Here is a 21,850-nt window from a genome sequence, read left to right on the forward strand (position 1 = left end):
GGGAGGGGAGGCGAGTAATCGCTTCTCCGCTGTTTTATGATTAAAGTAACCCGTTTGAACGGGCAGCCCTTTACACTGAATGCGCTATTTATTGAACAGATTGAATGTTTTCCGGATACTACAATTACTCTGTCAAATGGTAAGAAGTTTGTAGTAAAAGAAGATGAAGAAGCTGTTCTGGAAAAGATCGCAGCTTTCTACCGAAAAATACAAATATTTGCAATGGATCAAGGAATAGAGGAACCGGAATGAAGAAAAAGTTAATGATCATATTACTAATTATTCTTATCGTAATTGGTGCTCTCGGGGCGGCGGCTTATTTTGTTTTAGGCGGAAAGTCCGAAAAAAGTGAAGCGAAAAAAAGTATTGATGAAATCGTTGCGTCTTCTGTTGATGTAGAAGAGATCACAACAAATTTAAAGTCTGATAACATTATCCGTCTTGCTATTAAACTTGAAACTGATTCTGATAAATCAAAAGAAGAACTTGAGAAACGTGATTTCCAAGTGAAAGACGCTGTTATATCACTGCTGGCTGATACGAATGCTGATCAGATTGAGGGAGACAAGGGAAAAGAAACCTTTAAGAAGGAACTAAAAGATAAAATAAATAGCTACCTCCAAGAAGGAAAAGTAGAAAAAGTGTATATTACCTCCTTTAATCTGCAATAAAGCATAATTTGACAGAATACGGAGGTGAGGAAAATGTCAGGAGAAGTTCTCTCCCAAAATGAAATAGATGCACTGCTCTCTGCAATATCAACTGGTGAAATGGACGCTGAAGAGCTGAAAAAAGAAGAAAAAGAGAAGAAAGTCAAGGTTTATGATTTCAAACGTGCGCTGCGGTTTTCTAAGGATCAGATCCGCAGTTTAACGAGAATTCATGACAATTTTGCAAGACTTCTTACCACTCATTTTTCTGCTCAGCTCAGAACCTATATTCACATATCTGTCAGTTCTGTTGATCAGGTTCCGTATGAGGAATTTATCAGATCGATTCCAAACATGACGATTCTGAATCTATTTGATGTTCATCCGATGGAAGGAAGAATTATGATGGAGGTCAACCCCACGATAGCTTATACGATGATGGATCGAGTCATGGGCGGGATTGGAATCAGTCATAACAAGGTTGACAGTTTGACAGAAATTGAAACAAAAATCATTTCTAATTTATTTGAAAATGCACTGGGTAATTATAAAGAAGCTTGGCAGTCAATTGCTGATATTGAACCGGAAATGACTGAGTTTGAAGTGAATCCGCAATTTGTTCAGATGGTATCTCCTAATGAAACAGTCGTGGTGATCTCGCTCAATACTCAAATTGGTGAAATCAGCGGTGTCATTAATCTCTGTATCCCGCATATTGTACTCGAGCCGCTCATACCGAAGCTTTCAGTCCACTATTGGATGCAATCAGACCGAAATGAGCCAAAGCCTGAGGAAACAAAGTCGCTTGAAAAACGTATCATGACAGCACAAATACCTGTCGTGGCCGAGCTCGGCACATCTGAACTGACGATAGAAGAGTTTTTAAGTTTAGAAGTCGGAGACTGCATAACTTTGGACAAATCAGTCACGGATCCTCTTACTGTATTGGTCGGAGATAAGCCGAAATTTTTAGGACAAGCCGGCCGGGTGAATCGAAAACAGGCAGTGCAAATTTTAGATCACGACATAAGAGGTGAACAAGATGGAGAATAATAGATTATCTCAAGATGAGATTGACGCGCTTCTTAACGGTACTGGCAGCACGCTTGATGAGCCAGAGATTCCGGAAGTAGATGACTTATCGGAAATGGAGCGTGATGCGATCGGTGAAATCGGTAATATTTCATTCGGCAGTTCTGCGACAGCACTGTCAACGCTTTTAAATCAAAAGGTCGATATTACGACTCCAAGCGTAACGGTCATTCCAAGAAGTAAAATCAGCGATGCGTTTCCTGAACCGTATGTAGCGATTGAAGTGAATTATACGGAGGGCTTCAGCGGAAGCAACCTGTTAGTCGTGGAACAAAGTGACGCGGCGATCATTGCGGACTTAATGATCGGGGGAGACGGAAAAGGTGCGGACCCTTCACTGGATGAAATCCATTTAAGTGCGGTTCAAGAAGCAATGAACCAAATGATGGGATCGGCTGCCACATCAATGTCTACTGTATTCAGTAAAAAAATTGATATTTCACCTCCTCGGGTTGAATTGCTGGATGTTACTGAAGAAAAGGGTACAGACCGTATTCCTGATGATGAAATGCTGGTGAAAGTTTCTTTCAACTTAAAGGTGGGAGAATTAATAGACTCCAGCATTATGCAACTTTACCCATTGACATTTGCGAAAGATTTAATTTCAAGCCTTATGAACTCAGAAAGTGCAGAGGAAGAAGAAACGGTGCAGCCTGAAGTTACATACGAACAGCCGAAAGAGCCTGTGACGCCAGAGCCGCGTATTGAACCGAAGCAACAGCAGCAGCAGCCAAAAAGGCAGGGAACAGCAAAAAAAGCAGCGCCAGTTCAGGTTTCACCGGTGGAATTTTCCGCGTTTGATCCAAACGAAGCTGTACAAGCCCCTATTCATAATCTGGATATGCTTTTGGATATCCCGCTTTCGATTACTGTTGAGCTTGGCAGAACGAAGAGAAGCGTAAAAGAGATTTTAGAGCTTTCTGCCGGAAGTATTATCGAGCTTGATAAATTAGCCGGTGAGCCTGTAGATATTTTAGTTAATCAGCGTATCGTTGCCAAAGGCGAGGTCGTTGTCATTGAAGAAAACTTCGGAGTAAGAGTCACTGACATTTTAAGCCAGGCAGAGCGCATTAATAATTTAAAATAACGAAACACAAGGAGAGAGATAGATTATGGCACATAGAATTTTAATTGTAGATGACGCAGCATTTATGCGAATGATGATTAAAGATATTTTAGTTAAAAATGGTTTTGAAGTTGTGGCGGAAGCTGAAAATGGAGCACAAGCGGTAGAGAAATATAAAGAGCATTCACCTGACCTTGTTACTATGGATATCACGATGCCAGAAATGGATGGTATTACAGCATTAAAAGAAATTAAACAAATTGATGCGCAGGCAAGAATCATCATGTGTTCTGCTATGGGACAGCAATCAATGGTTATTGATGCCATTCAGGCCGGCGCTAAGGATTTCATTGTGAAACCTTTCCAGGCTGACCGTGTGCTTGAAGCAATCAACAAAACATTAAGTTAAAGGGTGTACGACTGTTGAAAAAGAGTCAATATTTTATCGTTTTTATTTGTTTTTTCGTTTTATTTAGTGTACATCCGATTGCTGCTGCCGCGGCAGACTCTGATAATTCAACTGTAAACGAATGGTTTCAAAAGAAAGATGAAAAAACTGCAGATCAATCAGAGCAAAAGAAAGAAAAAACAACAAAAACTGCTGATGAGACGGAGGGAGCGGCTGCTCCTTCTGTCTCAGCTTTTGATTTTGTAAAGATGATTTTCGCTTTACTGTTTGTTATCGTGCTGATTTACGGGCTGGTTAAGCTCATGAACAAAAGAAATCGGCTCCTAAAGCCTTTTCAATATGTTGAAAATATTGGCGGCACATCGGTCGGCCAGAACAGATCCATACAATTGATCAAGGTCGGGAAAAGTGTGCTCGTCGTCGGTGTAGGAGAGACGATCCAGCTGCTGAAAGAAATTGAGGATGAAAAAGAGATTGAAGTCATTCTCAGTCAGCATGAAGAGGCAATGTCAAGCAAAATAGAGTGGCAAAAGTTTGTGAAGCCGCTTAAGAGTTCTGAACATCAGCCGCAGCAAAAACTGCCTTCATTTTCAAAAGCATTAAAAGAGCAACTTGAAGAGTTAAAACAAAACCGTTCTGAAGGAAAGAAGAAAGGCCCACGTCATCATGAATGAGTTTATAAATATTTTCAGTTCAAGCGATCCGGAAAACGTAAGTTCAACTGTTAAATTACTATTATTGTTAACTGTATTTTCAGTGGCGCCTGGAATATTGATTCTTATGACTTGTTTTACTCGCATCGTCATTGTTCTGTCATTTGTCAGAACTTCACTTGCGACGCAATCTATGCCCCCAAACCAGGTTCTTATCGGGCTTGCGCTGTTCTTAACATTTTTTATTATGGCTCCTACTTTTTCAGAAATTAATAAAGAAGCGCTGACCCCATTAATGGACAACAAAATCAGCTTGGATGAAGCGTATACGAAAGCTGAGGAACCGATTAAAGAATTTATGAGTAAACACACAAGGCAGAAGGATCTGGCGCTGTTTATGAATTACGCGAAAATGGATAAACCTGAATCATTAAAGGATATTCCGTTAACAACAATGGTTCCGGCTTTTGCCATATCGGAGCTTAAAACAGCATTTCAAATAGGTTTTATGATTTTTATCCCTTTTTTAATTATAGATATGGTAGTGGCGAGCGTCTTGATGTCAATGGGGATGATGATGCTGCCTCCAGTTATGATTTCTCTGCCCTTTAAAATATTACTTTTTGTTTTGGTAGACGGCTGGTATTTAATTGTGAAATCTTTGCTTCAGAGCTTTTAGGGTAGGTGCTAAACGTGAGTTCAGAATTTGTAATTTCTATGGCGGAAAAAGCCGTATACGTAACGCTGATGATCAGCGGGCCATTATTGGCTATTGCTTTACTGGTCGGTTTAATTGTCAGCATATTTCAGGCCACAACTCAAATCCAGGAACAGACTTTGGCGTTTATTCCGAAAATCGTGGCGGTTCTCCTGGCTCTCATTTTTTTTGGTCCGTGGATGCTGTCGACGATTCTTTCATTTACAACAGAGCTGTTTTCTAATTTAAATCGTTTTGCAGGGTAATGTAGAGATGAATTCAATTATTGACTTATTTCCTGCTTTTTTATTGGTTTTTATTAGAATCTCTGCTTTTTTTGTAACGATTCCGCTATTTGGACATCGAAATGTGCCAGCTGTTCATCGCATAGGTTTTGCTTTTTTTCTTGCGGTCATTTGTTTCAGCACCATTGATAAACCGCCCTCTTTGGAGATAGATGAGCACTATATGCTCTTGGCGTTTAAAGAAGCTTTGGTCGGCCTATGTCTGGGTTTAATTGCTTATATGATGATTGCCGCAGTGCAGATTGCCGGCTCGTTTATTGATTTTCAAATGGGGTTTTCAATAGCAAACGTAATTGATCCGCAAACCGGTGCACAAAGTCCGTTGATTGGCCAGTTTATCTATACGATGGCACTTTTGTTTATGCTGAGTGTCAATGCCCACCATTTGCTGCTGGACGGTATTTACTACAGCTTTCAGTATATTTCAGTTGATCAAGCATTTCCGAATTTCGGCGATGAAAAGTTTGCCTATTTTATTGCGAAAAGCTTTAATGCAATGTTTATTATCGCTTTTCAAATGTCAGCGCCGGTTGTGGCCAGTTTGTTTCTAGTTGATTTAGCATTAGGTATCGTGGCTCGAACTGTTCCGCAGTTAAATGTATTTGTGGTCGGTCTGCCTTTAAAGATCGCTGTCAGTTTCATTATGCTCATTGTATGTATGTCCGTTATCTTCGTCGTTGTCCGGAATGTTTTCAGTTTAACGATTGAAACGATGCGGAATCTTTTAGCATTGGTCGGTGTTTCTTAATGAAGCTTAGAGTTGACCTGCAGTTTTTTGCGGGAGAGAAGACAGAAAAAGCCACTCCGAAAAAACGGAAGGATACGCGAAAAAAAGGGCAAGTAGCCAAAAGCTCGGATGTCAATACCGCCGTTTCTTTACTGGTAATATTCCTTTCGCTTATTGCAATTGGTCCGTATATGAGAGACAGGCTGCTGTCATTCATAGAAACATTTTATACCGAATCGCTCACAATGAAGCTCTCAGAATCAAATGTGCATACATTGTTTGTCAGCTTATTAAAGGATATGGGCATGATACTCGCACCGATCTTGCTTGTTGCTCTTGTTGCAGGAGTCGTAAGCAACTATATGCAGGTTGGGTTCTTATTTTCTGCTGAAGTGATACAGCCTAAGCTTGAAAAACTGGATCCGATCAAAGGCTTTAAACGAATATACAGTATGAGGGCGATTGTAGAGCTGATTAAATCAATTTTGAAAATCGTAGTCGTTGGTTTTGCGGCTTTTGCTGTGCTTTGGCTGCATTATGGAGAAATTCTCCGGCTTCCTCTCCTGACACCCGAAGAGGCACTTTCTTTCGTTTCAAAACTCACTTTGTGGATGGGACTAAGCGGTGCAGGTGCATTGTTGATTCTTGCTGGTCTCGACTATTTATATCAGAGATTTGACTATGAGAAAAATATCAAAATGTCAAAACAAGATATAAAAGATGAGTACAAAAAATCTGAAGGAGACCCGATTATCAAGTCTAAAATTAAACAAAGACAGCGGGAAATGGCGATGAGGCGGATGATGCAGGAAGTTCCAAAAGCAGATGTCATTATCACAAACCCGACTCACTATGCGATTGCTTTGAAATATGATGAAGAAAAAATGGACGCACCTTATATTGTTGCAAAAGGCGTCGACCACCTTGCGTTAAAAATCAGGAAAATTGCTAAAGAGCATGATGTCATGATGGTAGAAAACAGACCGCTTGCCCGTGCGTTATATGATCAGGTGGAAATTGACCAGGCAGTGCCGGAAGAATTTTTTAAAGTTTTAGCAGAAATTCTGGCTTACGTATATAAAACAAAACAAAAAGTATATTGAATTTTTCGATTTAAAAGGAGAGAAAAAACAGCATGTCAACAAGAGATTTATCCGTTTTAATAAGTGTTGTCCTCATTGTGGCGATGCTGGTGATTCCATTTCCTCCATGGCTGTTAAGTATTTTGATCATTATTAATATTTCTCTTGCGTTGATCGTGCTTCTCACCACAATGAATATGCAGGAAGCGCTTCAGTTTTCGATTTTTCCGTCACTGTTGCTGCTTTTGACCCTATTTCGTTTGGGCTTGAACGTCTCAACTACCCGTTCAATTCTTTCACACGGTGAAGGAGGTAAAGTCGTCGAGACTTTCGGAAATTTCGTTGTCGGCGGAAATGTATTAGTTGGACTCGTTGTATTTATCATCCTTATTATTATTCAGTTTATCGTCATTACAAAAGGTGCTGAACGTGTTTCCGAGGTTGCAGCAAGGTTTACGCTGGACGCAATGCCTGGGAAGCAGATGAGTATTGATGCTGATTTAAACGCAGGGATGATTACCGAACAGGAAGCGAAGCATCGCCGCGAAAAAGTGGCAAGAGAAGCAGACTTTTATGGAGCAATGGACGGTGCCAGTAAATTTGTAAAAGGTGACGCCATTGCCGGAATCATCATTGTGATGATCAATATTATTTTCGGAATCGTGATCGGGATGCTTCAGCAGGGCATGTCCATTCAAGAGGCTGCTTCACACTTTACGATGCTGACTGTAGGGGATGGAATTGTTTCGCAAATCCCGGCACTGTTAATTTCTACGGCTACGGGTATTGTGGTCACAAGAGCTGCCTCTGAAGGAAACTTAGGGCATGACATTACAGGCCAGCTGTTTGCGTATCCAAAGCTTTTATACGTCGCAGCAGCTACGATCATGCTTTTAGGTATTTTCACTCCGATCGGCATCCTTCTGACGGGGCCGCTTGCGGGATTGCTTGCTTTTGGCGCATATACACTATCTAAATCAGGTAAGGAAAAAGAAGAAGTGGATGAGATTCTTGAGGAAGAGGCTGAGGTGGACGAGCTTAAAAGCCCTGAAAGTGTTGTTCAGCTTCTGCATATAGATCCGATAGAATTTGAGTTTGGATATGGCCTGATACCGCTTGCTGATGCCAATCAAGGCGGTGATTTATTAGACCGAATTGTTATGATACGCCGTCAGTTGGCTTTGGAACTCGGGCTTGTCATTCCTGTCGTGCGAATCAGAGATAATATAGCGTTGCAGCCTAATGAATACCGATTGAAAATTAAAGGAAACGAAGTAGCAAAAGGCGAGTTGTTGCTTGATCATTATTTAGCGATGTCGCCTACTCCTGAGGACGATCTCATTGAAGGGATTGAAACAGTGGAGCCTTCATTCGGGCTGCCGGCTAAATGGATTAGCGAAGCGGTAAAGGATGAAGCCGACATGCTTGGTTATACAGTAGTTGATCCTGCATCAGTCGTTTCAACGCATATTACGGAGAAAATTAAGCAGCATGCCCACGAATTGATCGGAAGGCAGGAGACAAAACAGCTGATCGATCACTTGAAAGAATCGTATCCAGTCCTGGTTGAAGAGGTTACGCCGAATCCATTGTCTGTCGGTGATATTCAGAAAGTGCTTGCTAAGCTTTTAAAAGAAAAAGTTTCAATTCGAAACTTAGTAACGATTTTTGAAACACTTGCTGACTATGGGAAATTAACAACAGATTCTGATCTTTTGACAGAGTATACAAGACAAGCGCTTGCTAAACAAATTACAGCCCAGTTTGCCAAAGAAAATGAAGTGTTGAAGGTTGTTACTTGTTCCGGCCGTGTAGAAAAAGCAATAGCAGACGGTGTGCAGCAGACGGAACACGGGAACTATTTATCACTTGAACCAGATATTTCAGAAAGTATAGTGCGCTCTGTCGCCAAAGAAGCTGAACAGCTCTCATTACGTCAGGAAACCGCGATTCTTCTTTGCTCGCCGCCTGTCAGAATGTATGTGAAGCAGCTTCTGGAACGGTACTTCCCTGATCTTCCGGTACTCTCTTATAACGAACTTGAGGCGAATGTTGAGGTACAAAGCATTGGAGTGGTGGATATTTAATGAAAATAAAAAAATTTACTGCTGCTTCAATGCAAGAAGCGGCACTTCTCATCAGAAAAGAGTTAGGTAATGAAGCGGTCATATTAAATTCGAAAAAAATTAAAAAGCGAAAATGGTTTGGCCTCGTCAACAAGCCTGCTGTTGAAGTAATCGCCGTATTGGATCAGGACTTTCTTGAGAAAAAAACGCCTCAGAAGGCAGCTGAACCGAAACAAACATTAAAAACTCCGGTCAGCAGTCCAAAAATAGAGGAGAGAACATATCCCCCTCAAATTCCGGCGCAACAGGAGCTAGGTGATTTTTCAGCATATCAATCTGTACTTCCTGAGCCGCTGCGAAAAGCAGAAAAGCTTTTGCAAGAAACAGGGATCAAAGAGTCTACGAAAACGAACACTCTGAAAAAATTGCTTCGCTTCTCTGTTGAAGCAGGCGGCTTGACTGAAGAAAATGTTGTCGGCAAACTTCAGGAAATACTATGCGATATGCTGCCCTCAGCAGACAAGTGGCAGGAGCCAATTCATTCAAAATATATCGTTCTCTTTGGTTCAACAGGGGCTGGTAAAACAACTACACTGGCTAAACTCGCAGCCATATCTATGCTTGAAAAACATAAAAAAATCGCTTTTATTACAACAGATACGTATCGTATTGCAGCTGTTGAACAGTTGAAAACATACGCTGAACTGCTGCAGGCTCCTCTGGAAGTTTGCTATACAAAAGAAGAATTTCAGCAGGCGAAGGAGCTATTTTCTGAGTATGATCATGTGTTTGTTGATACAGCTGGAAGAAACTTCAAAGACCCGCAATACATTGATGAACTGAAAGAAACGATTCCTTTTGAGAGCAGCATTCAGTCATTTCTTGTTTTATCCGCGACTGCAAAATATGAAGATATGAAGCATATTGTCAAACGGTTTTCATCCGTCCCTGTCAATCAGTATATTTTTACGAAAATAGATGAAACGACTTCCTTAGGTTCTGTATTTAATATACTGGCAGAATCAAAAATAGGTGTCGGGTTTATGACTAACGGCCAGAATGTGCCTGAGGATATACAGACTGTATCTCCACTTGGTTTTGTGAGGATGCTGTGCAGATGAACAGATATGACCAAGCAGCAACTTTACGGGCGAAAATGGAAAAACGTGAGCGCGTTCTGCCAATGGTTTATTCACAAAAAGCGAAGACACTTGCTGTCATCAGCGGCAAGGGCGGTGTCGGAAAATCCAATATTACCTTAAATATGGCACTTGCGCTGCAGGATAAAGGTAAGAAGGTGCTGCTCATCGACCTTGATATCGGGATGGGGAACATTGATATATTAATAGGAAATTCATCGTCTGCCACGATAATCGATGTTTTAACCGATCGTAAGCCTTTGCTGCAGTCATTATCCGTTGGCCCAAAGGGTTTGCGGTATATATCAGGGGGAACCGGTCTTGATGTGATGTTTCAGCTCGATCAGAGAAAATGGACGTTTTTTGCCCATGAACTTTCTCATGCATTAAGCCAGTTCGATTATGTGCTGTTTGACATGGGAGCAGGCTTATCAAAAGATCAACTGCCTTTTATTTTATCAGCAGAAGATATTTTGATTATTACAACTCCCGAGCCGACGGCCATTATGGACGCATACAGCGCTGTCAAGCACTTGGTTTTGACAGAAAATAAGCTTTCAATGAAGGTGGCTGTCAATCGGTGCCGTGACCAAAAGGAAGGGCTTGACGCTTTTGCCCGCCTCTCCCGTACAATTCATATGTTTTTGGATGTTCAGGTTCAGTTTGCCGGTTCCGTTTCTGACGATGTGATCGTGAGCAAAGCGGTTGTCGAACAGGTTCCTTTTTTCATAAAAAGCCCTCAGGCAAAAGCCAGCCGGTCAGTCCGTATTTTAGCGGACGCCTTGTTTGAAAGAGAAGAAACGAGACACAAAGAAGACAAACAGACATTTATTGAGAAATTATCTTCTTTTTTAATGAGGAGGGCTTAATTTGATTCGTGTGCTTGTAGTTGATGATTCAGCTTTTATGAGAAAAATGATAAGTGATTTTCTGACCGAAGAAAAGCAGATAGAAGTAATCGGAACTGCGAGAAACGGAGAAGAAGCGCTTAAGAAGATTGAATTATTAAAACCGGATGTTATTACTCTTGATGTTGAAATGCCGGTCATGAATGGGACAGATACGCTCCGCAAAATTATTGAGATTTATAACTTGCCGGTCATTATGGTGTCTAGCCAGACCGAGAAAGGTAAAGAATGCACAATTAATTGTTTGGAGATCGGTGCCTTTGACTTTATCACAAAGCCATCAGGCTCAATATCTCTGGATCTATACAAAATTAAAGAACAACTAGTTGAGCGTGTCGTCGCGGCAGGACTTTCCGGCAAGCGGAAACGTCCTGTTTCCCAGACAGTTCGGCCCGAACCTATTGTGCGTGCTGTCGTTAAGCCTGAATTAAGCAAACCGAAACCTGGCACGGGCAGACAAATTGTGTGTATCGGCACATCAACAGGCGGTCCACGGGCGTTACAAAAGGTGATACCGAAGCTCCCTAAGGATTTGAACGCACCAGTGGTTGTCGTTCAGCACATGCCTGAAGGGTTTACTGCTTCTTTGGCTGATCGGCTGAATCATTTATCTGACATTCAGGTAAAAGAAGCAAAAGATGGTGAAGCAGCTCTTAACGGCTGTGTTTACATAGCACCGGGCGGAAAAAACATATCCGTTATTAAAAACAGCGAAGGACTCCAGGTTGTGCTTGATAACCATGACACACCAAGCCGTCATAAACCATCTGCTGATTATTTATTCCGTTCTGTCGGGAAACTGACAGATTATGAAAAAGTAGCGGTTATCATGACCGGAATGGGCAGTGACGGCACTGCTGGACTAAAGGACATGCTAACAGCCGGCAATGTGAAAGCCATTGCGGAGTCTGAAGAATCTTGTGTCGTATACGGGATGCCAAAAGCTGCTGTTAAAGCGGGTCTCATTCATGAGATTAAACATGTGGAAGATATCGCAGCATCCATCACAAGCTGTGTGAAAAAAGAGAGGGTGTGATTCAAATGGATATGAATCAGTATTTAGATGTCTTTATTGATGAGAGTAAAGAACATTTACAAACATGTAATGAAAAGCTTCTTCTTTTAGAGAAAGACCCGACTGATCTTCAGCTCGTACATGATATATTCAGGGCTGCCCATACATTAAAAGGAATGAGCGCAACGATGGGCTACACGGATTTAGCACATCTTACCCATCTGCTTGAAAACGTGCTGGATGCAATCCGAAACGGAGACATGGAAGTCACCTCAGACTGGCTGGATATTTTGTTTGAAGCTCTGGATCACCTGGAAGCAATGGTTCAGTCTATTATTGATGGCGGGGATGGTAAAAGAGATATCTCAGAAGTGAGTGCCAAGCTTGATGTGAATGGTGCGCACGCTGAATCCGCTGCCTCCGCTGAACCTGCAGAAGCACAGAGTTCAGCATCTGATTGGGAATATGATGAATTTGAACGCACAGTTATACAAGAAGCGGAGGAGCAAGGCTTCAAACGATATGAAATCAAGATTTCTCTGAACGAAAACTGTATGTTAAAAGCAGTTCGTGTCTATATGGTGTTTGAAAAACTAAATGAAGTCGGAGAAGTAGCCAAAACAATTCCAAGTGCTGAAGTGCTTGAAACAGAAGATTTTGGAACTGACTTTCAAGTTTGTTTCTTAACACATCAATCAGCGGAAGACATTGAACAATTAATCAATGGCGTGTCGGAAATTGAGCATGTTGAAGTCATTCAAGGGGCTCCTTTAACATCAGCTGAAAAGCCTGAAGAATCTAAGCAAGAAGATTCACCAGCAGCAGCTGTACCTGCGAAGCAGGAGAAACAAAAACAGCCTGCTAAAAACGATGAACAGGCGAAGCATTCAGCCGGCGGATCTAAAACAATTCGTGTCAACATTGACAGGCTTGATTCTTTAATGAACTTATTTGAAGAGCTTGTCATTGACCGCGGGCGTCTCGAGCAGATTGCGAAAGAGCTTGAGCATAATGAACTGACTGAAACGGTTGAACGAATGACGAGAATTTCCGGAGATTTGCAATCGATTATTCTGAATATGAGAATGGTCCCGGTTGAAACTGTTTTTAACAGATTCCCGAGAATGATTCGCCAGCTTCAGAAAGAGCTGAATAAAAAAATTGAACTCTCGATCATCGGTGCGGAAACTGAACTGGATCGTACAGTAATTGATGAAATCGGAGATCCACTCGTTCACTTGATCAGAAACAGTATTGACCATGGTATCGAGGCGCCGGAAACACGTTTGCAAAAGGGAAAACCGGAATCAGGAAAAGTTGTGCTTAAAGCTTATCACAGCGGCAACCATGTCTTTATCGAAGTAGAGGATGACGGCGCAGGCCTTAATCGAAAAAAAATTCTGGAAAAAGCGCTTGAGCGCGGGGTCATAACGGAAAAAGAAGCTGAAACCTTAGAAGACAACCAAATTTACGAATTGATTTTTGCTCCGGGGTTCTCAACTGCTGACCAAATTTCTGATATTTCCGGCCGCGGTGTAGGACTTGACGTTGTAAAAAACAAACTGGAGTCTCTTGGCGGTTCAGTCAGTGTGAAATCAGCCGAGGGTCAAGGCTCTCTATTCAGCATCCAGCTGCCGCTTACCTTGTCTATTATTTCAGTTCTGCTGATTAAGTTGGAAGAAGAGACATTTGCCATTCCGATTTCTTCAATCATTGAGACAGCAGTTATTGACAGAAAAGACATTTTGCAAACGCATGACCGTGAAGTGATTGACTTTAGAGGGCATATTGTCCCTGTCGTTTATTTAAAAGAAGAGTTTAAAATAGAAGATACAAGAAAAGATGCGGAACAGCTCCATATCATTGTCGTGAAAAAAGGCGACAAACCTACTGCATTTGTGGTGGACTCCTTTATTGGCCAGCAGGAAGTTGTGCTGAAATCACTCGGAGATTATTTAACAAACGTCTTTGCAATTTCCGGAGCTACTATTTTAGGAGACGGAGAAGTAGCGCTCATTATTGATTGTAATGCACTGATTATTTAACCATTCGAGGAGGTGTCTCACATGACTGCAGAAATTAAAACAGGCGAAAAAATGATAGTCTTTATGGTAAATGGCAAAGAATATGCCATTTCCGTCACTCAGGTGAAATCAATTGAAAAATGGCAAAAGCCAACGAGGGTACCTGGCGTCGAACCATATATTTGCGGGGTAATCAATTTACGCGGGGTGGTGACTCCGGTTATTGATTTAAGAAAACGCCTGAATTTGCCAGAGTATGAAATTACAGATGAAACACGAATTATCATTATTGCTTATCGTGATATTGAAGTCGGCTGGATTGTGGATGAAGCGAATGATGTGATTACCGTACACGAAAGTGAAATAGAATCTGCTCCAGAAGGCGTTCAGAAAGATACGGATGTGTCGATCGAACAGATTGTGAAACAAGAGAACAGACTCTTAAATATTATTGATGCGAACGCGGTTTTGGATAAAGAATCATCTCAGTCCGCTGTGCCCGATCAAGCTTAATCTTAAAGGGGTTATGACATGAGTGTTTTTAATGGAATCAAAGAAGAGCAGATGGACATTTTGCGGGAAGTCGGCAATATAGGCGCCGGCCACTCCGCCTCTGCAATGGCCCAGCTGTTAAATAGAAAGATAGATATGGAAGTCCCATTTGCAAAGCTGCTGTCTTTTGATGAGCTTGTTGATTTTTTCGGCGGCGCCGATGTCCCGGTTGCCAGCATCTTTTTAAGAATGGAAGGCGATTTAACGGGTTCAATGTTCTTTATAATGCCTTTTTTTCAGGCGGAGCAGTTTATCAGAGAGCTGATTGGAAACCCCGATTTTGACATAGAGGACTTAGGTGAAGACCACATGAGCTCATCCGCTTTGCATGAACTGGGCAATATTTTAGCGGGGTCATATTTAACAGCTTTGGCGGATTTGACGAAACTCCAGCTCTATCCAAGTGTTCCTGAAGTCTCATTGGACATGTTCGGAGCAGTGATCAGCGAAGGGCTGATGGAGCTCAGTCAGGTTGGAGAACACGCCATTGTTGTCGACACGTCAATTTTTGACCAAAGCCATCAGCAGGAGCTGAAAGCGCATATGTTTATGCTGCCGGACTATGATTCATTTGAAAAGCTCTTTGTCGCCTTAGGTGCATCATTATGAGTACAACTGAGGCTGTTGTTATAAAGGTTGGGATTGCTGACGTGAAGATCGCCCGCTTCCCGGATACCATCCGGACCTCTGGTTTGGGCTCATGTGTGGGGCTGGTGCTTTATGATAAAGAAAAGCAAACGGCGGGTCTTGTTCATGTCATGCTTCCGGATTCGACGTTATCGAAAACTGCCGAGCTCAACCGGGCTAAGTACGCTGACACCGCCGTAAAGACCACGATTGATATGCTGATAGAAGCGGGATGCCGGAAATTTGCATTAAAAGCAAAGCTGGCCGGCGGATCAGAGATGTTTAAATTTAAATCGACAAATGATTTGATGAAGATCGGACCGAGAAATGTATTAGCGATAAAAGAACAGCTGTCTTTATTTAATATTCCTATTATTAGTGAAGATACGGGCGGCTCAAGCGGCCGGACGATAGAATTTGAACCGAAGTCCTGCATGCTGCATATTCGAACTGTTAAACAAGGTGAAAAAACGATTTAATTAAGGTATTAGGGGGATAACAATGCAATCCTTGAATTATGAAGATCAGGTGCTTTGGACGCGCTGGAAAGAGTGGAAAGATCCTAAAGCCGGTGACGACTTAATGCGCCGTTACATGCCGCTTGTCACATATCATGTAGGCAGAATTTCTGTCGGGCTGCCGAAATCAGTGCATAAAGACGATCTTATGAGCCTTGGTATGCTTGGTTTATATGATGCCCTTGAAAAATTTGACCCCAGCCGGGACTTAAAATTTGATACCTACGCCTCGTTTAGAATTCGCGGCGCAATCATAGACGGGCTTCGTAAAGAAGATTGGCTGCCCAGAACCTCGCGCGAAAAAACAAAAAAGGTTGAAGCAGCAATTGAAAAGCTTGAACAGCGGTATCTTCGGAATGTATCGCCCGCGGAAATTGCAGAGGAACTCGGAATGACGGTACAGGATGTCGTGTCAACAATGAATGAAGGTTTTTTTGCAAATCTGCTGTCAATTGATGAAAAGCTCCATGATCAAGATGATGGGGAAAACATTCAAGTCATGATCAGAGATGACAAAAATGTTCCGCCTGAAGAAAAGATTATGAAGGATGAACTGATTGCACAGCTTGCGGAAAAAATTCACGAACTCTCTGAAAAAGAACAGCTGGTTGTGAGTTTGTTCTACAAAGAGGAGTTGACACTGACAGAAATCGGACAAGTATTAAATCTTTCTACGTCCCGCATATCTCAGATCCATTCAAAGGCATTATTTAAATTAAAGAATCTGCTGGAAAAAGTGATACAATAATGAATTTCATGGTTAGCGAGTGAAAAACATGTCAACACTATTATGGCTTTTAAGCTTTACGCTCCACGGCGTTCTTCTGTACGCTGTCATTATCCTGTATACGAGGCTCGCTGCAGTGAAAGAAACAGAAAAACAGCAAAAACAGATACTTGAAGAGACGGAAAACACCTTGGCGGCATTTCTGCTTGAATTAAAAGAAGAAAATGAGAAACTGATAGAAAATAAAGCTTCATCTGCAAGTCAATCAGATGAAGAATCCCAAAAGCCAGGCCTTCAGCACTCTGAAACATATCAAGAGCGGGATCCAGTTCAAGAGGCAGAGAATCTTCCTGAACATATTGAAGGTCTGATTACAGAGGTTGTCCGTCGGGAAGAGATCGTAAACAGTGAGGTCCAATCATTTGAAGACCAGGTCATAGAATTATATGAACAGGGATATTCGGCAAGTCAAATTGCCCAGAAAATGAAGAGCGGAAAGACAGAAATCGAGCTATTTTTAAAATTTCGCTCCAAAGGTGTAAAGGATTCTTGATTGTCGGATAAAGCTGTGTTATATTATGTCTTGGTGTTAAATACACACGCTTAACGATTTATGCAGAGGGTGCTGCAGGCGGCAGTTCTGCACAAAAATGACCTAAGCGGAGGAAAAAAACCATTATATTAGGAGGAAATAACATGTCAGTCATTTCTATGAAGCAATTGCTTGAAGCTGGTGTTCACTTCGGTCACCAAACACGCCGTTGGAACCCAAAAATGAAGCGTTACATTTTCACGGAGCGTAACGGAATCTACATCATTGACCTTCAAAAAACAGTCAAAAAAGTAGAGGAAGCTTACAACTTCACTAAAAATCTTGCTGCTGAAGGCGGAAAAATCCTTTTCGTCGGAACAAAAAAACAAGCTCAAGATTCTGTTAAAGAAGAAGCTCAACGCTCTGGCATGTACTATGTCAACCAACGCTGGTTGGGCGGTACATTAACAAACTTTGAAACAATCCAAAAACGTATTAAACGTCTTAAAGACATTGAAAAAATGCAAGAAAACGGTACGTTTGATGTACTTCCTAAAAAAGAAGTCGTTCAATTGAAAAAAGAATTAGAGCGTCTTGAAAAATTCCTAGGCGGAATTAAAGATATGAAGGATCTTCCTGATGCATTATTCATCATCGATCCTCGCAAAGAGCGCATCGCTGTTGCGGAAGCTCGCAAATTAAACATCCCTATCATCGGTATCGTAGATACTAACTGTGATCCAGATGAAATCGATGTTGTTATCCCAGCGAACGATGACGCTATCCGCGCTGTTAAACTTCTAACTTCTAAAATGGCAGATGCAATCTTAGAAGCGAAGCAAGGCGAAGAAGAAGCGGAAGTTGCTGAAGAAACTGCACCAGAAACAGAAACAACAACTGCGTAACCTATTCAAAAGGTGATAAGAGGGACTGCCTTTTATCACCTTTTTTCAAGAAAAATGTGTAATATACATACTCTTGTTTAAACATATAAGGAGGAATACAAATGGCAATTACTGCACAGCAAGTAAAAGAACTGCGTGAAAAAACTGGCGCGGGCATGATGGATTGTAAAAAAGCGTTAACTGAAACTGACGGAGATATGGACAAAGCAATTGACCTTTTAAGAGAAAAAGGAATTGCAAAAGCAGCGAAAAAAGCTGACCGTATCGCAGCAGAAGGTTCTACTCTTATTAAAACTGACGGCAACAAAGGCGTTATCCTAGAAGTAAACTCTGAAACTGATTTCGTTGCGAAAAACGAAGGTTTTAAAGAGCTTCTTAACACTTTAGCTGACCACCTTCTTGCAAACACGCCAGCTGATGTTGAAGAAGCAATGGGCCAAAAAATGGAAAATGGCTCAACTGTTGAAGAGTACATCACAAGCGCAGTTGCTAAAATCGGTGAGAAAATCACTCTTCGCCGCTTTACAGTTCTTACAAAAGACGACAGCTCTGCATTCGGTGCGTACCTTCACATGGGCGGCCGCATCGGTGTATTAACTGTTCTCAACGGTACAACTGATGAAGAAACTGCGAAAGATATCGCAATGCACGTTGCTGCAGTTAACCCTCGTTACATTTCTCGTGATCAAGTATCTGAAGAAGAAACAAATCATGAGCGTCAAATCTTAACTCAGCAAGCCCTCCAAGAAGGCAAACCTGAAAACATCGTAGCGAAAATGGTTGAAGGCCGTCTGAACAAATTCTTCGAAGAAATTTGTCTATTAGACCAAGCGTTCGTTAAAAACCCAGATGAAAAAGTGAAACAAGTTATTGCAGCGAAAAACGCTACTGTTCAAACTTTTGTCCGCTATGAAGTTGGAGAAGGCATCGAAAAACGTCAAGAAAACTTTGCTGAAGAAGTAATGAACCAAGTGAAAAAATAATGGTGAAAAGATTTCGCGGCTAAGTCGCGTCTTTTCAGGCAGTATAGGGGACACATTTTGTGTTCCCTATTTTTAAAACTATATTTACAAACCTTTTTTTCTCTTGCATAATAGAAAACGGCAATGTTTACACTTGGAGGTTATCATGGAAAAACCAAAATACAAACGTATCGTATTAAAGCTTAGCGGGGAAGCATTGGCAGGAGAACAGGGAAATGGAATTAACCCGACTGTCATTCAATCCATTGCAAAGCAAGTGAAGGAAATCGCTGAGCTTGAAGTCGAAGTGGCTGTTGTTGTAGGCGGCGGCAACTTATGGCGCGGAAAAACAGGAAGTGATCTGGGCATGGACCGCGCGACTGCTGACTATATGGGAATGCTGGCGACAGTAATGAATTCGCTTGCTCTTCAAGACAGCTTGGAAACACTCGGAATCCAGTCCAGAGTGCAAACATCCATTGAAATGAGACAAGTTGCTGAACCGTACATAAGAAGAAAAGCGATACGCCACTTAGAGAAAAAACGTGTCGTTATTTTCGCTGCGGGCACAGGAAACCCATATTTCTCAACTGATACGACAGCTGCACTGCGGGCTGCTGAAATTGAGGCAGACGTTATTTTAATGGCTAAAAATAACGTTGACGGTGTGTATAATGCTGATCCTAGAAAAGATGAATCAGCTGTTAAGTATGAATCACTTTCTTATCTTGACGTTCTTAAAGACGGCCTGGAAGTCATGGATTCAACAGCTTCCTCTTTATGCATGGACAATGACATTCCGCTTATCGTCTTTTCTATTATGGAAGAAGGAAATATCAAACGTGCCGTTATCGGTGAATCAATCGGAACGATCGTGAGGGGGAAATAACGTGTCAAAAGAAGTATTAACTCAAACAAAAGAAAAAATGGAAAAAGCAATTGCTGCTTATCAGCGCGAATTGGCTACTGTACGCGCAGGCCGTGCAAATCCATCATTATTAGATAAAGTAACGGTTGAATATTACGGAGCGCAGACACCTTTAAATCAGTTGTCTTCTATTAACGTGCCTGAAGCTCGTATGCTCGTTATCACACCATACGATAAAACAGCAATCGGCGATATCGAAAAAGCGATTTTAAAAGCTGATTTAGGTCTTACACCAACAAGTGACGGCAATATGATTCGAATTGCAATTCCGGCACTAACAGAAGAGAGACGGAAAGAATTAGTGAAAGTTGTAAAAAAATATGCTGAAGAAGCAAAAGTAGCTGTTCGTAACGTTCGCCGTGATGCTAACGATGATCTCAAAAAACTTGAGAAAAACGGAGACATTACTGAGGATGAACTGCGTGCTTCCACTGAAGACGTTCAAAAACTGACAGATGAATATGTGTCAAAAATTGACAGTGTCACAAAAGACAAAGAAAAAGAAATCATGGAAGTTTAATGAAAAACTATGTACAATAGATAATAGTGAAAAGACCCTCTCATGTTTACAGGGGGTTTTTTTGTTAATACTGTTGATTACATTGATTATCAGCAGGGAATGTAACCTTTTTGGGTGACGGAGGAATCTCATGCTCAACATACTCAAAAATTGGAAGAATCAGCAAACTGCGGCTTCCAACTTAGAACGTTATACAAAAGAAGACATACTTAAGGGAGAAATTCCCGAACACATCGCCATTATCATGGATGGAAATGGCCGTTGGGCTAAAAAACGCTCTCTTCCCAGAATTGCAGGCCACCATGAAGGGATGAAGGTGGTAAAAAGGACCACGAAGCTCGCAAACGAATTAGGTGTCAAAGTACTGACATTGTATGCATTTTCAACAGAAAACTGGAAAAGACCGAAAATGGAGGTCGATTTTTTAATGAAGCTTCCGGAAGAATTTTTGAATACGTATCTTCCAGAGCTTGTTGAGGAAAATGTACAGGTTCGGATCATTGGGGATGAAACGGCTTTGCCGGCGCACACATTACGTGCGATTGAAAAAGCTGTACAGGACACGGCGCAAAACGACGGAATGATCCTTAATTTTGCTCTTAACTATGGAGGCCGTACTGAAATTGTCAGTGCTGCAAAATCACTCGCGGAAAAAGTGAAGGAAGGCTCTTTGAATATTGAAGACATTGATGAATCGCTTTTTTCTACTTATTTGATGACTGAATCTTTGCAGGATCCTGAACTTTTAATTCGAACGAGCGGCGAGATAAGGCTGAGTAATTTTATGCTATGGCAGGTTGCCTACAGTGAATTTGTCTTTACTGACGTCTTGTGGCCTGACTTTAAAGAAGATCACTTCTTGCAGGCGTTAGGAGAGTTTCAGCAGAGAGGCCGGAGGTTTGGCGGAATTTAGAGGATGGTGGACATGAAACAAAGAATTTTGACAGGTGTTCTGGCAGCAATTGTATTTTTATTTTTGGTTATTGTCGGGAAATTGCCGTTCACCATATTAATTTATGCTATGAGCAGTGTGGCGCTTTTTGAACTTTTACGGATGAAAAAGCTGAAGCTGGTTTCACTGCCTGGTTTGATCGGTCTTTTATTATTGTGGATGTTCTTATTGCCAAGCCAGTATTCGTTTTTTGAAGCGGACGGGATTTCCAAAATGGAAATAGCTTTATTTGCGGTACTGCTATTGCTGACTTACACAGTGTTGGTCAAGAACACCTTTACTTTTGATGAAGTCGGGTTTATTACGCTTGCAGCAATTTACATCGGAATGTGTTTTCATTATTTTATCGAAATCAGAAATCTTGACCAATACGGATTAACATACATTTTTTATGCGTGTGTTGTCATTTGGTCCACCGATTCCGGTGCCTATTTTGTCGGTAAATCGCTTGGAAAGCGGAAACTGTGGCCTGAAATCAGTCCGAATAAAACAGTGGAAGGGTTTGCAGGCGGAATTGTCATCGCACTTGTATTGGCGACGATTTTTCAGCTTGTTGCACAACTTCCGATCCCGTATATCTATCTGCTGTTGATCACGCTGTTTTTGTCTGTTTTTGGACAACTGGGAGATTTAGTGGAATCCGCCTTGAAAAGACATTACGATGTAAAGGATTCTGGGAATATTCTTCCCGGGCATGGCGGTATATTAGACCGTTTTGACAGTTTCTTGTTTGTCATGCCTTTCTTGTACTTTCTGCTTGCCCTTTTTTCATAAAAAAGTCTAATATGAATATG

The 21,850-nt window shown here is 41.5% G+C and carries 26 protein-coding genes; all 26 read left to right on the plus strand.

All coding sequences use genetic code 11. The features are described from left to right. Nucleotides 1-36: 36 nt before the first annotated feature. The 26 genes from swrD (at nt 37) to cdsA (ending at nt 21,830) form a co-directional block, all read left to right on the plus strand. Nucleotides 37-252, plus strand: a complete 216-nt coding sequence (swrD, locus tag MKX71_RS08765; protein ID WP_003231966.1) for a swarming motility protein SwrD — start codon at nt 37-39, stop codon at nt 250-252. Continuing rightward, nucleotides 249-671 (plus strand): flagellar basal body-associated protein FliL, encoded by a 423-nt coding sequence (fliL, locus tag MKX71_RS08770; protein WP_003231964.1) that lies wholly within the window; start codon nt 249-251, stop codon nt 669-671. The genes swrD and fliL overlap by 4 nt, the downstream gene beginning before the upstream one ends. 33 nt (nt 672-704) lie before the next feature. Further along, nucleotides 705-1,703, plus strand: coding sequence for a flagellar motor switch protein FliM (fliM, locus tag MKX71_RS08775; protein ID WP_003220879.1), 999 nt, complete (start codon nt 705-707; stop codon nt 1,701-1,703). Beyond that, nucleotides 1,693-2,829, plus strand: a complete 1,137-nt coding sequence (gene fliY, locus MKX71_RS08780; protein WP_339231963.1) for a flagellar motor switch phosphatase FliY — start codon at nt 1,693-1,695, stop codon at nt 2,827-2,829. Before fliM ends, fliY begins: the two co-directional genes overlap by 11 nt. Nucleotides 2,830-2,854: 25 nt before the next feature. Next, nucleotides 2,855-3,217 carry a chemotaxis protein CheY gene (cheY, locus tag MKX71_RS08785; RefSeq protein WP_014476812.1) on the plus strand — a complete coding sequence of 121 codons (363 nt, stop codon included), beginning with the start codon at nt 2,855-2,857 and terminating at the stop codon, nt 3,215-3,217. A gap of 14 nt (nt 3,218-3,231) precedes the next feature. Continuing rightward, the gene (fliZ, locus tag MKX71_RS08790; protein ID WP_003231958.1) at nt 3,232-3,891 is read left to right on the plus strand and encodes a flagella biosynthesis regulatory protein FliZ; all 660 of its coding nucleotides are present in this window, start codon (nt 3,232-3,234) and stop codon (nt 3,889-3,891) included. After that, nucleotides 3,884-4,549: a flagellar type III secretion system pore protein FliP gene (gene fliP / locus MKX71_RS08795; RefSeq protein WP_003245692.1), complete on the plus strand. Its 666-nt coding sequence runs from the start codon at nt 3,884-3,886 to the stop codon at nt 4,547-4,549. The genes fliZ and fliP overlap by 8 nt, the downstream gene beginning before the upstream one ends. A 14-nt stretch (nt 4,550-4,563) precedes the next feature. Next, on the plus strand, nt 4,564-4,833 hold the full coding sequence (fliQ, locus tag MKX71_RS08800) for a flagellar biosynthesis protein FliQ (RefSeq protein ID WP_003220888.1): 270 nt from the start codon (nt 4,564-4,566) through the stop codon (nt 4,831-4,833). Between the two features lie 7 nt (nt 4,834-4,840). Further along, on the plus strand, nt 4,841-5,620 hold the full coding sequence (fliR, locus tag MKX71_RS08805) for a flagellar biosynthetic protein FliR (protein WP_003245510.1): 780 nt from the start codon (nt 4,841-4,843) through the stop codon (nt 5,618-5,620). Next, nucleotides 5,620-6,702, plus strand: coding sequence for a flagellar biosynthesis protein FlhB (gene flhB / locus MKX71_RS08810; protein ID WP_003231949.1), 1,083 nt, complete (start codon nt 5,620-5,622; stop codon nt 6,700-6,702). The genes fliR and flhB overlap by 1 nt, the downstream gene beginning before the upstream one ends. A gap of 32 nt (nt 6,703-6,734) precedes the next feature. After that, nucleotides 6,735-8,768, plus strand: a complete 2,034-nt coding sequence (flhA, locus tag MKX71_RS08815; protein WP_003231947.1) for a flagellar biosynthesis protein FlhA — start codon at nt 6,735-6,737, stop codon at nt 8,766-8,768. After that, complete coding sequence (gene flhF / locus MKX71_RS08820) at nt 8,768-9,868, plus strand: flagellar biosynthesis protein FlhF (protein WP_003231945.1); 1,101 nt, start codon at nt 8,768-8,770, stop codon at nt 9,866-9,868. The genes flhA and flhF overlap by 1 nt, the downstream gene beginning before the upstream one ends. Further along, the gene (gene flhG, locus MKX71_RS08825; protein ID WP_305090446.1) at nt 9,859-10,755 is read left to right on the plus strand and encodes a flagellum location/number ATPase FlhG; all 897 of its coding nucleotides are present in this window, start codon (nt 9,859-9,861) and stop codon (nt 10,753-10,755) included. The genes flhF and flhG overlap by 10 nt, the downstream gene beginning before the upstream one ends. A 1-nt stretch (nt 10,756) precedes the next feature. Further along, nucleotides 10,757-11,830 (plus strand): protein-glutamate O-methylesterase CheB, encoded by a 1,074-nt coding sequence (cheB, locus tag MKX71_RS08830; protein WP_003245823.1) that lies wholly within the window; start codon nt 10,757-10,759, stop codon nt 11,828-11,830. A gap of 5 nt (nt 11,831-11,835) precedes the next feature. Further along, complete coding sequence (cheA, locus tag MKX71_RS08835) at nt 11,836-13,854, plus strand: chemotaxis protein CheA (RefSeq protein ID WP_014476817.1); 2,019 nt, start codon at nt 11,836-11,838, stop codon at nt 13,852-13,854. A gap of 21 nt (nt 13,855-13,875) precedes the next feature. Continuing rightward, nucleotides 13,876-14,346, plus strand: a complete 471-nt coding sequence (cheW, locus tag MKX71_RS08840; protein WP_003231938.1) for a chemotaxis protein CheW — start codon at nt 13,876-13,878, stop codon at nt 14,344-14,346. A gap of 18 nt (nt 14,347-14,364) precedes the next feature. After that, nucleotides 14,365-14,994 (plus strand): CheY-P phosphatase CheC, encoded by a 630-nt coding sequence (gene cheC, locus MKX71_RS08845; RefSeq protein ID WP_339231964.1) that lies wholly within the window; start codon nt 14,365-14,367, stop codon nt 14,992-14,994. Further along, nucleotides 14,991-15,491, plus strand: coding sequence for a chemoreceptor glutamine deamidase CheD (gene cheD, locus MKX71_RS08850; RefSeq protein WP_014476818.1), 501 nt, complete (start codon nt 14,991-14,993; stop codon nt 15,489-15,491). The genes cheC and cheD overlap by 4 nt, the downstream gene beginning before the upstream one ends. A gap of 22 nt (nt 15,492-15,513) precedes the next feature. After that, the gene (gene sigD, locus MKX71_RS08855) at nt 15,514-16,278 is read left to right on the plus strand and encodes an RNA polymerase sigma-28 factor SigD (RefSeq protein WP_003220911.1); all 765 of its coding nucleotides are present in this window, start codon (nt 15,514-15,516) and stop codon (nt 16,276-16,278) included. Between the two features lie 28 nt (nt 16,279-16,306). Continuing rightward, entirely contained in the window at nt 16,307-16,810 is a 504-nt protein-coding gene (gene swrB, locus MKX71_RS08860) for a swarming motility protein SwrB (RefSeq protein ID WP_339231965.1), read from the plus strand. 143 nt (nt 16,811-16,953) lie between these two features. Then, complete coding sequence (gene rpsB / locus MKX71_RS08865) at nt 16,954-17,694, plus strand: 30S ribosomal protein S2 (RefSeq protein WP_003220918.1); 741 nt, start codon at nt 16,954-16,956, stop codon at nt 17,692-17,694. Nucleotides 17,695-17,795: 101 nt separating this feature from the next. Beyond that, nucleotides 17,796-18,677, plus strand: coding sequence for a translation elongation factor Ts (gene tsf, locus MKX71_RS08870; RefSeq protein WP_003231929.1), 882 nt, complete (start codon nt 17,796-17,798; stop codon nt 18,675-18,677). A 145-nt stretch (nt 18,678-18,822) separates the two neighbouring features. Continuing rightward, nucleotides 18,823-19,545: a UMP kinase gene (pyrH, locus tag MKX71_RS08875; RefSeq protein WP_003220923.1), complete on the plus strand. Its 723-nt coding sequence runs from the start codon at nt 18,823-18,825 to the stop codon at nt 19,543-19,545. Nucleotide 19,546: 1 nt separating this feature from the next. Then, nucleotides 19,547-20,104, plus strand: a complete 558-nt coding sequence (gene frr, locus MKX71_RS08880; protein WP_003231927.1) for a ribosome recycling factor — start codon at nt 19,547-19,549, stop codon at nt 20,102-20,104. Between the two features lie 130 nt (nt 20,105-20,234). Continuing rightward, the gene (locus tag MKX71_RS08885) at nt 20,235-21,017 is read left to right on the plus strand and encodes an isoprenyl transferase (protein ID WP_003231925.1); all 783 of its coding nucleotides are present in this window, start codon (nt 20,235-20,237) and stop codon (nt 21,015-21,017) included. Nucleotides 21,018-21,020: 3 nt separating this feature from the next. Then, nucleotides 21,021-21,830 (plus strand): phosphatidate cytidylyltransferase, encoded by an 810-nt coding sequence (gene cdsA, locus MKX71_RS08890; protein ID WP_015252087.1) that lies wholly within the window; start codon nt 21,021-21,023, stop codon nt 21,828-21,830. Nucleotides 21,831-21,850: the final 20 nt, after the last annotated feature.

Origin of the sequence: Bacillus sp. FSL M8-0071, assembly GCF_037975455.1 — a bacterium.
In the GTDB taxonomy this organism is placed as follows: Bacteria; Bacillota; Bacilli; order Bacillales; family Bacillaceae; genus Bacillus; species Bacillus subtilis.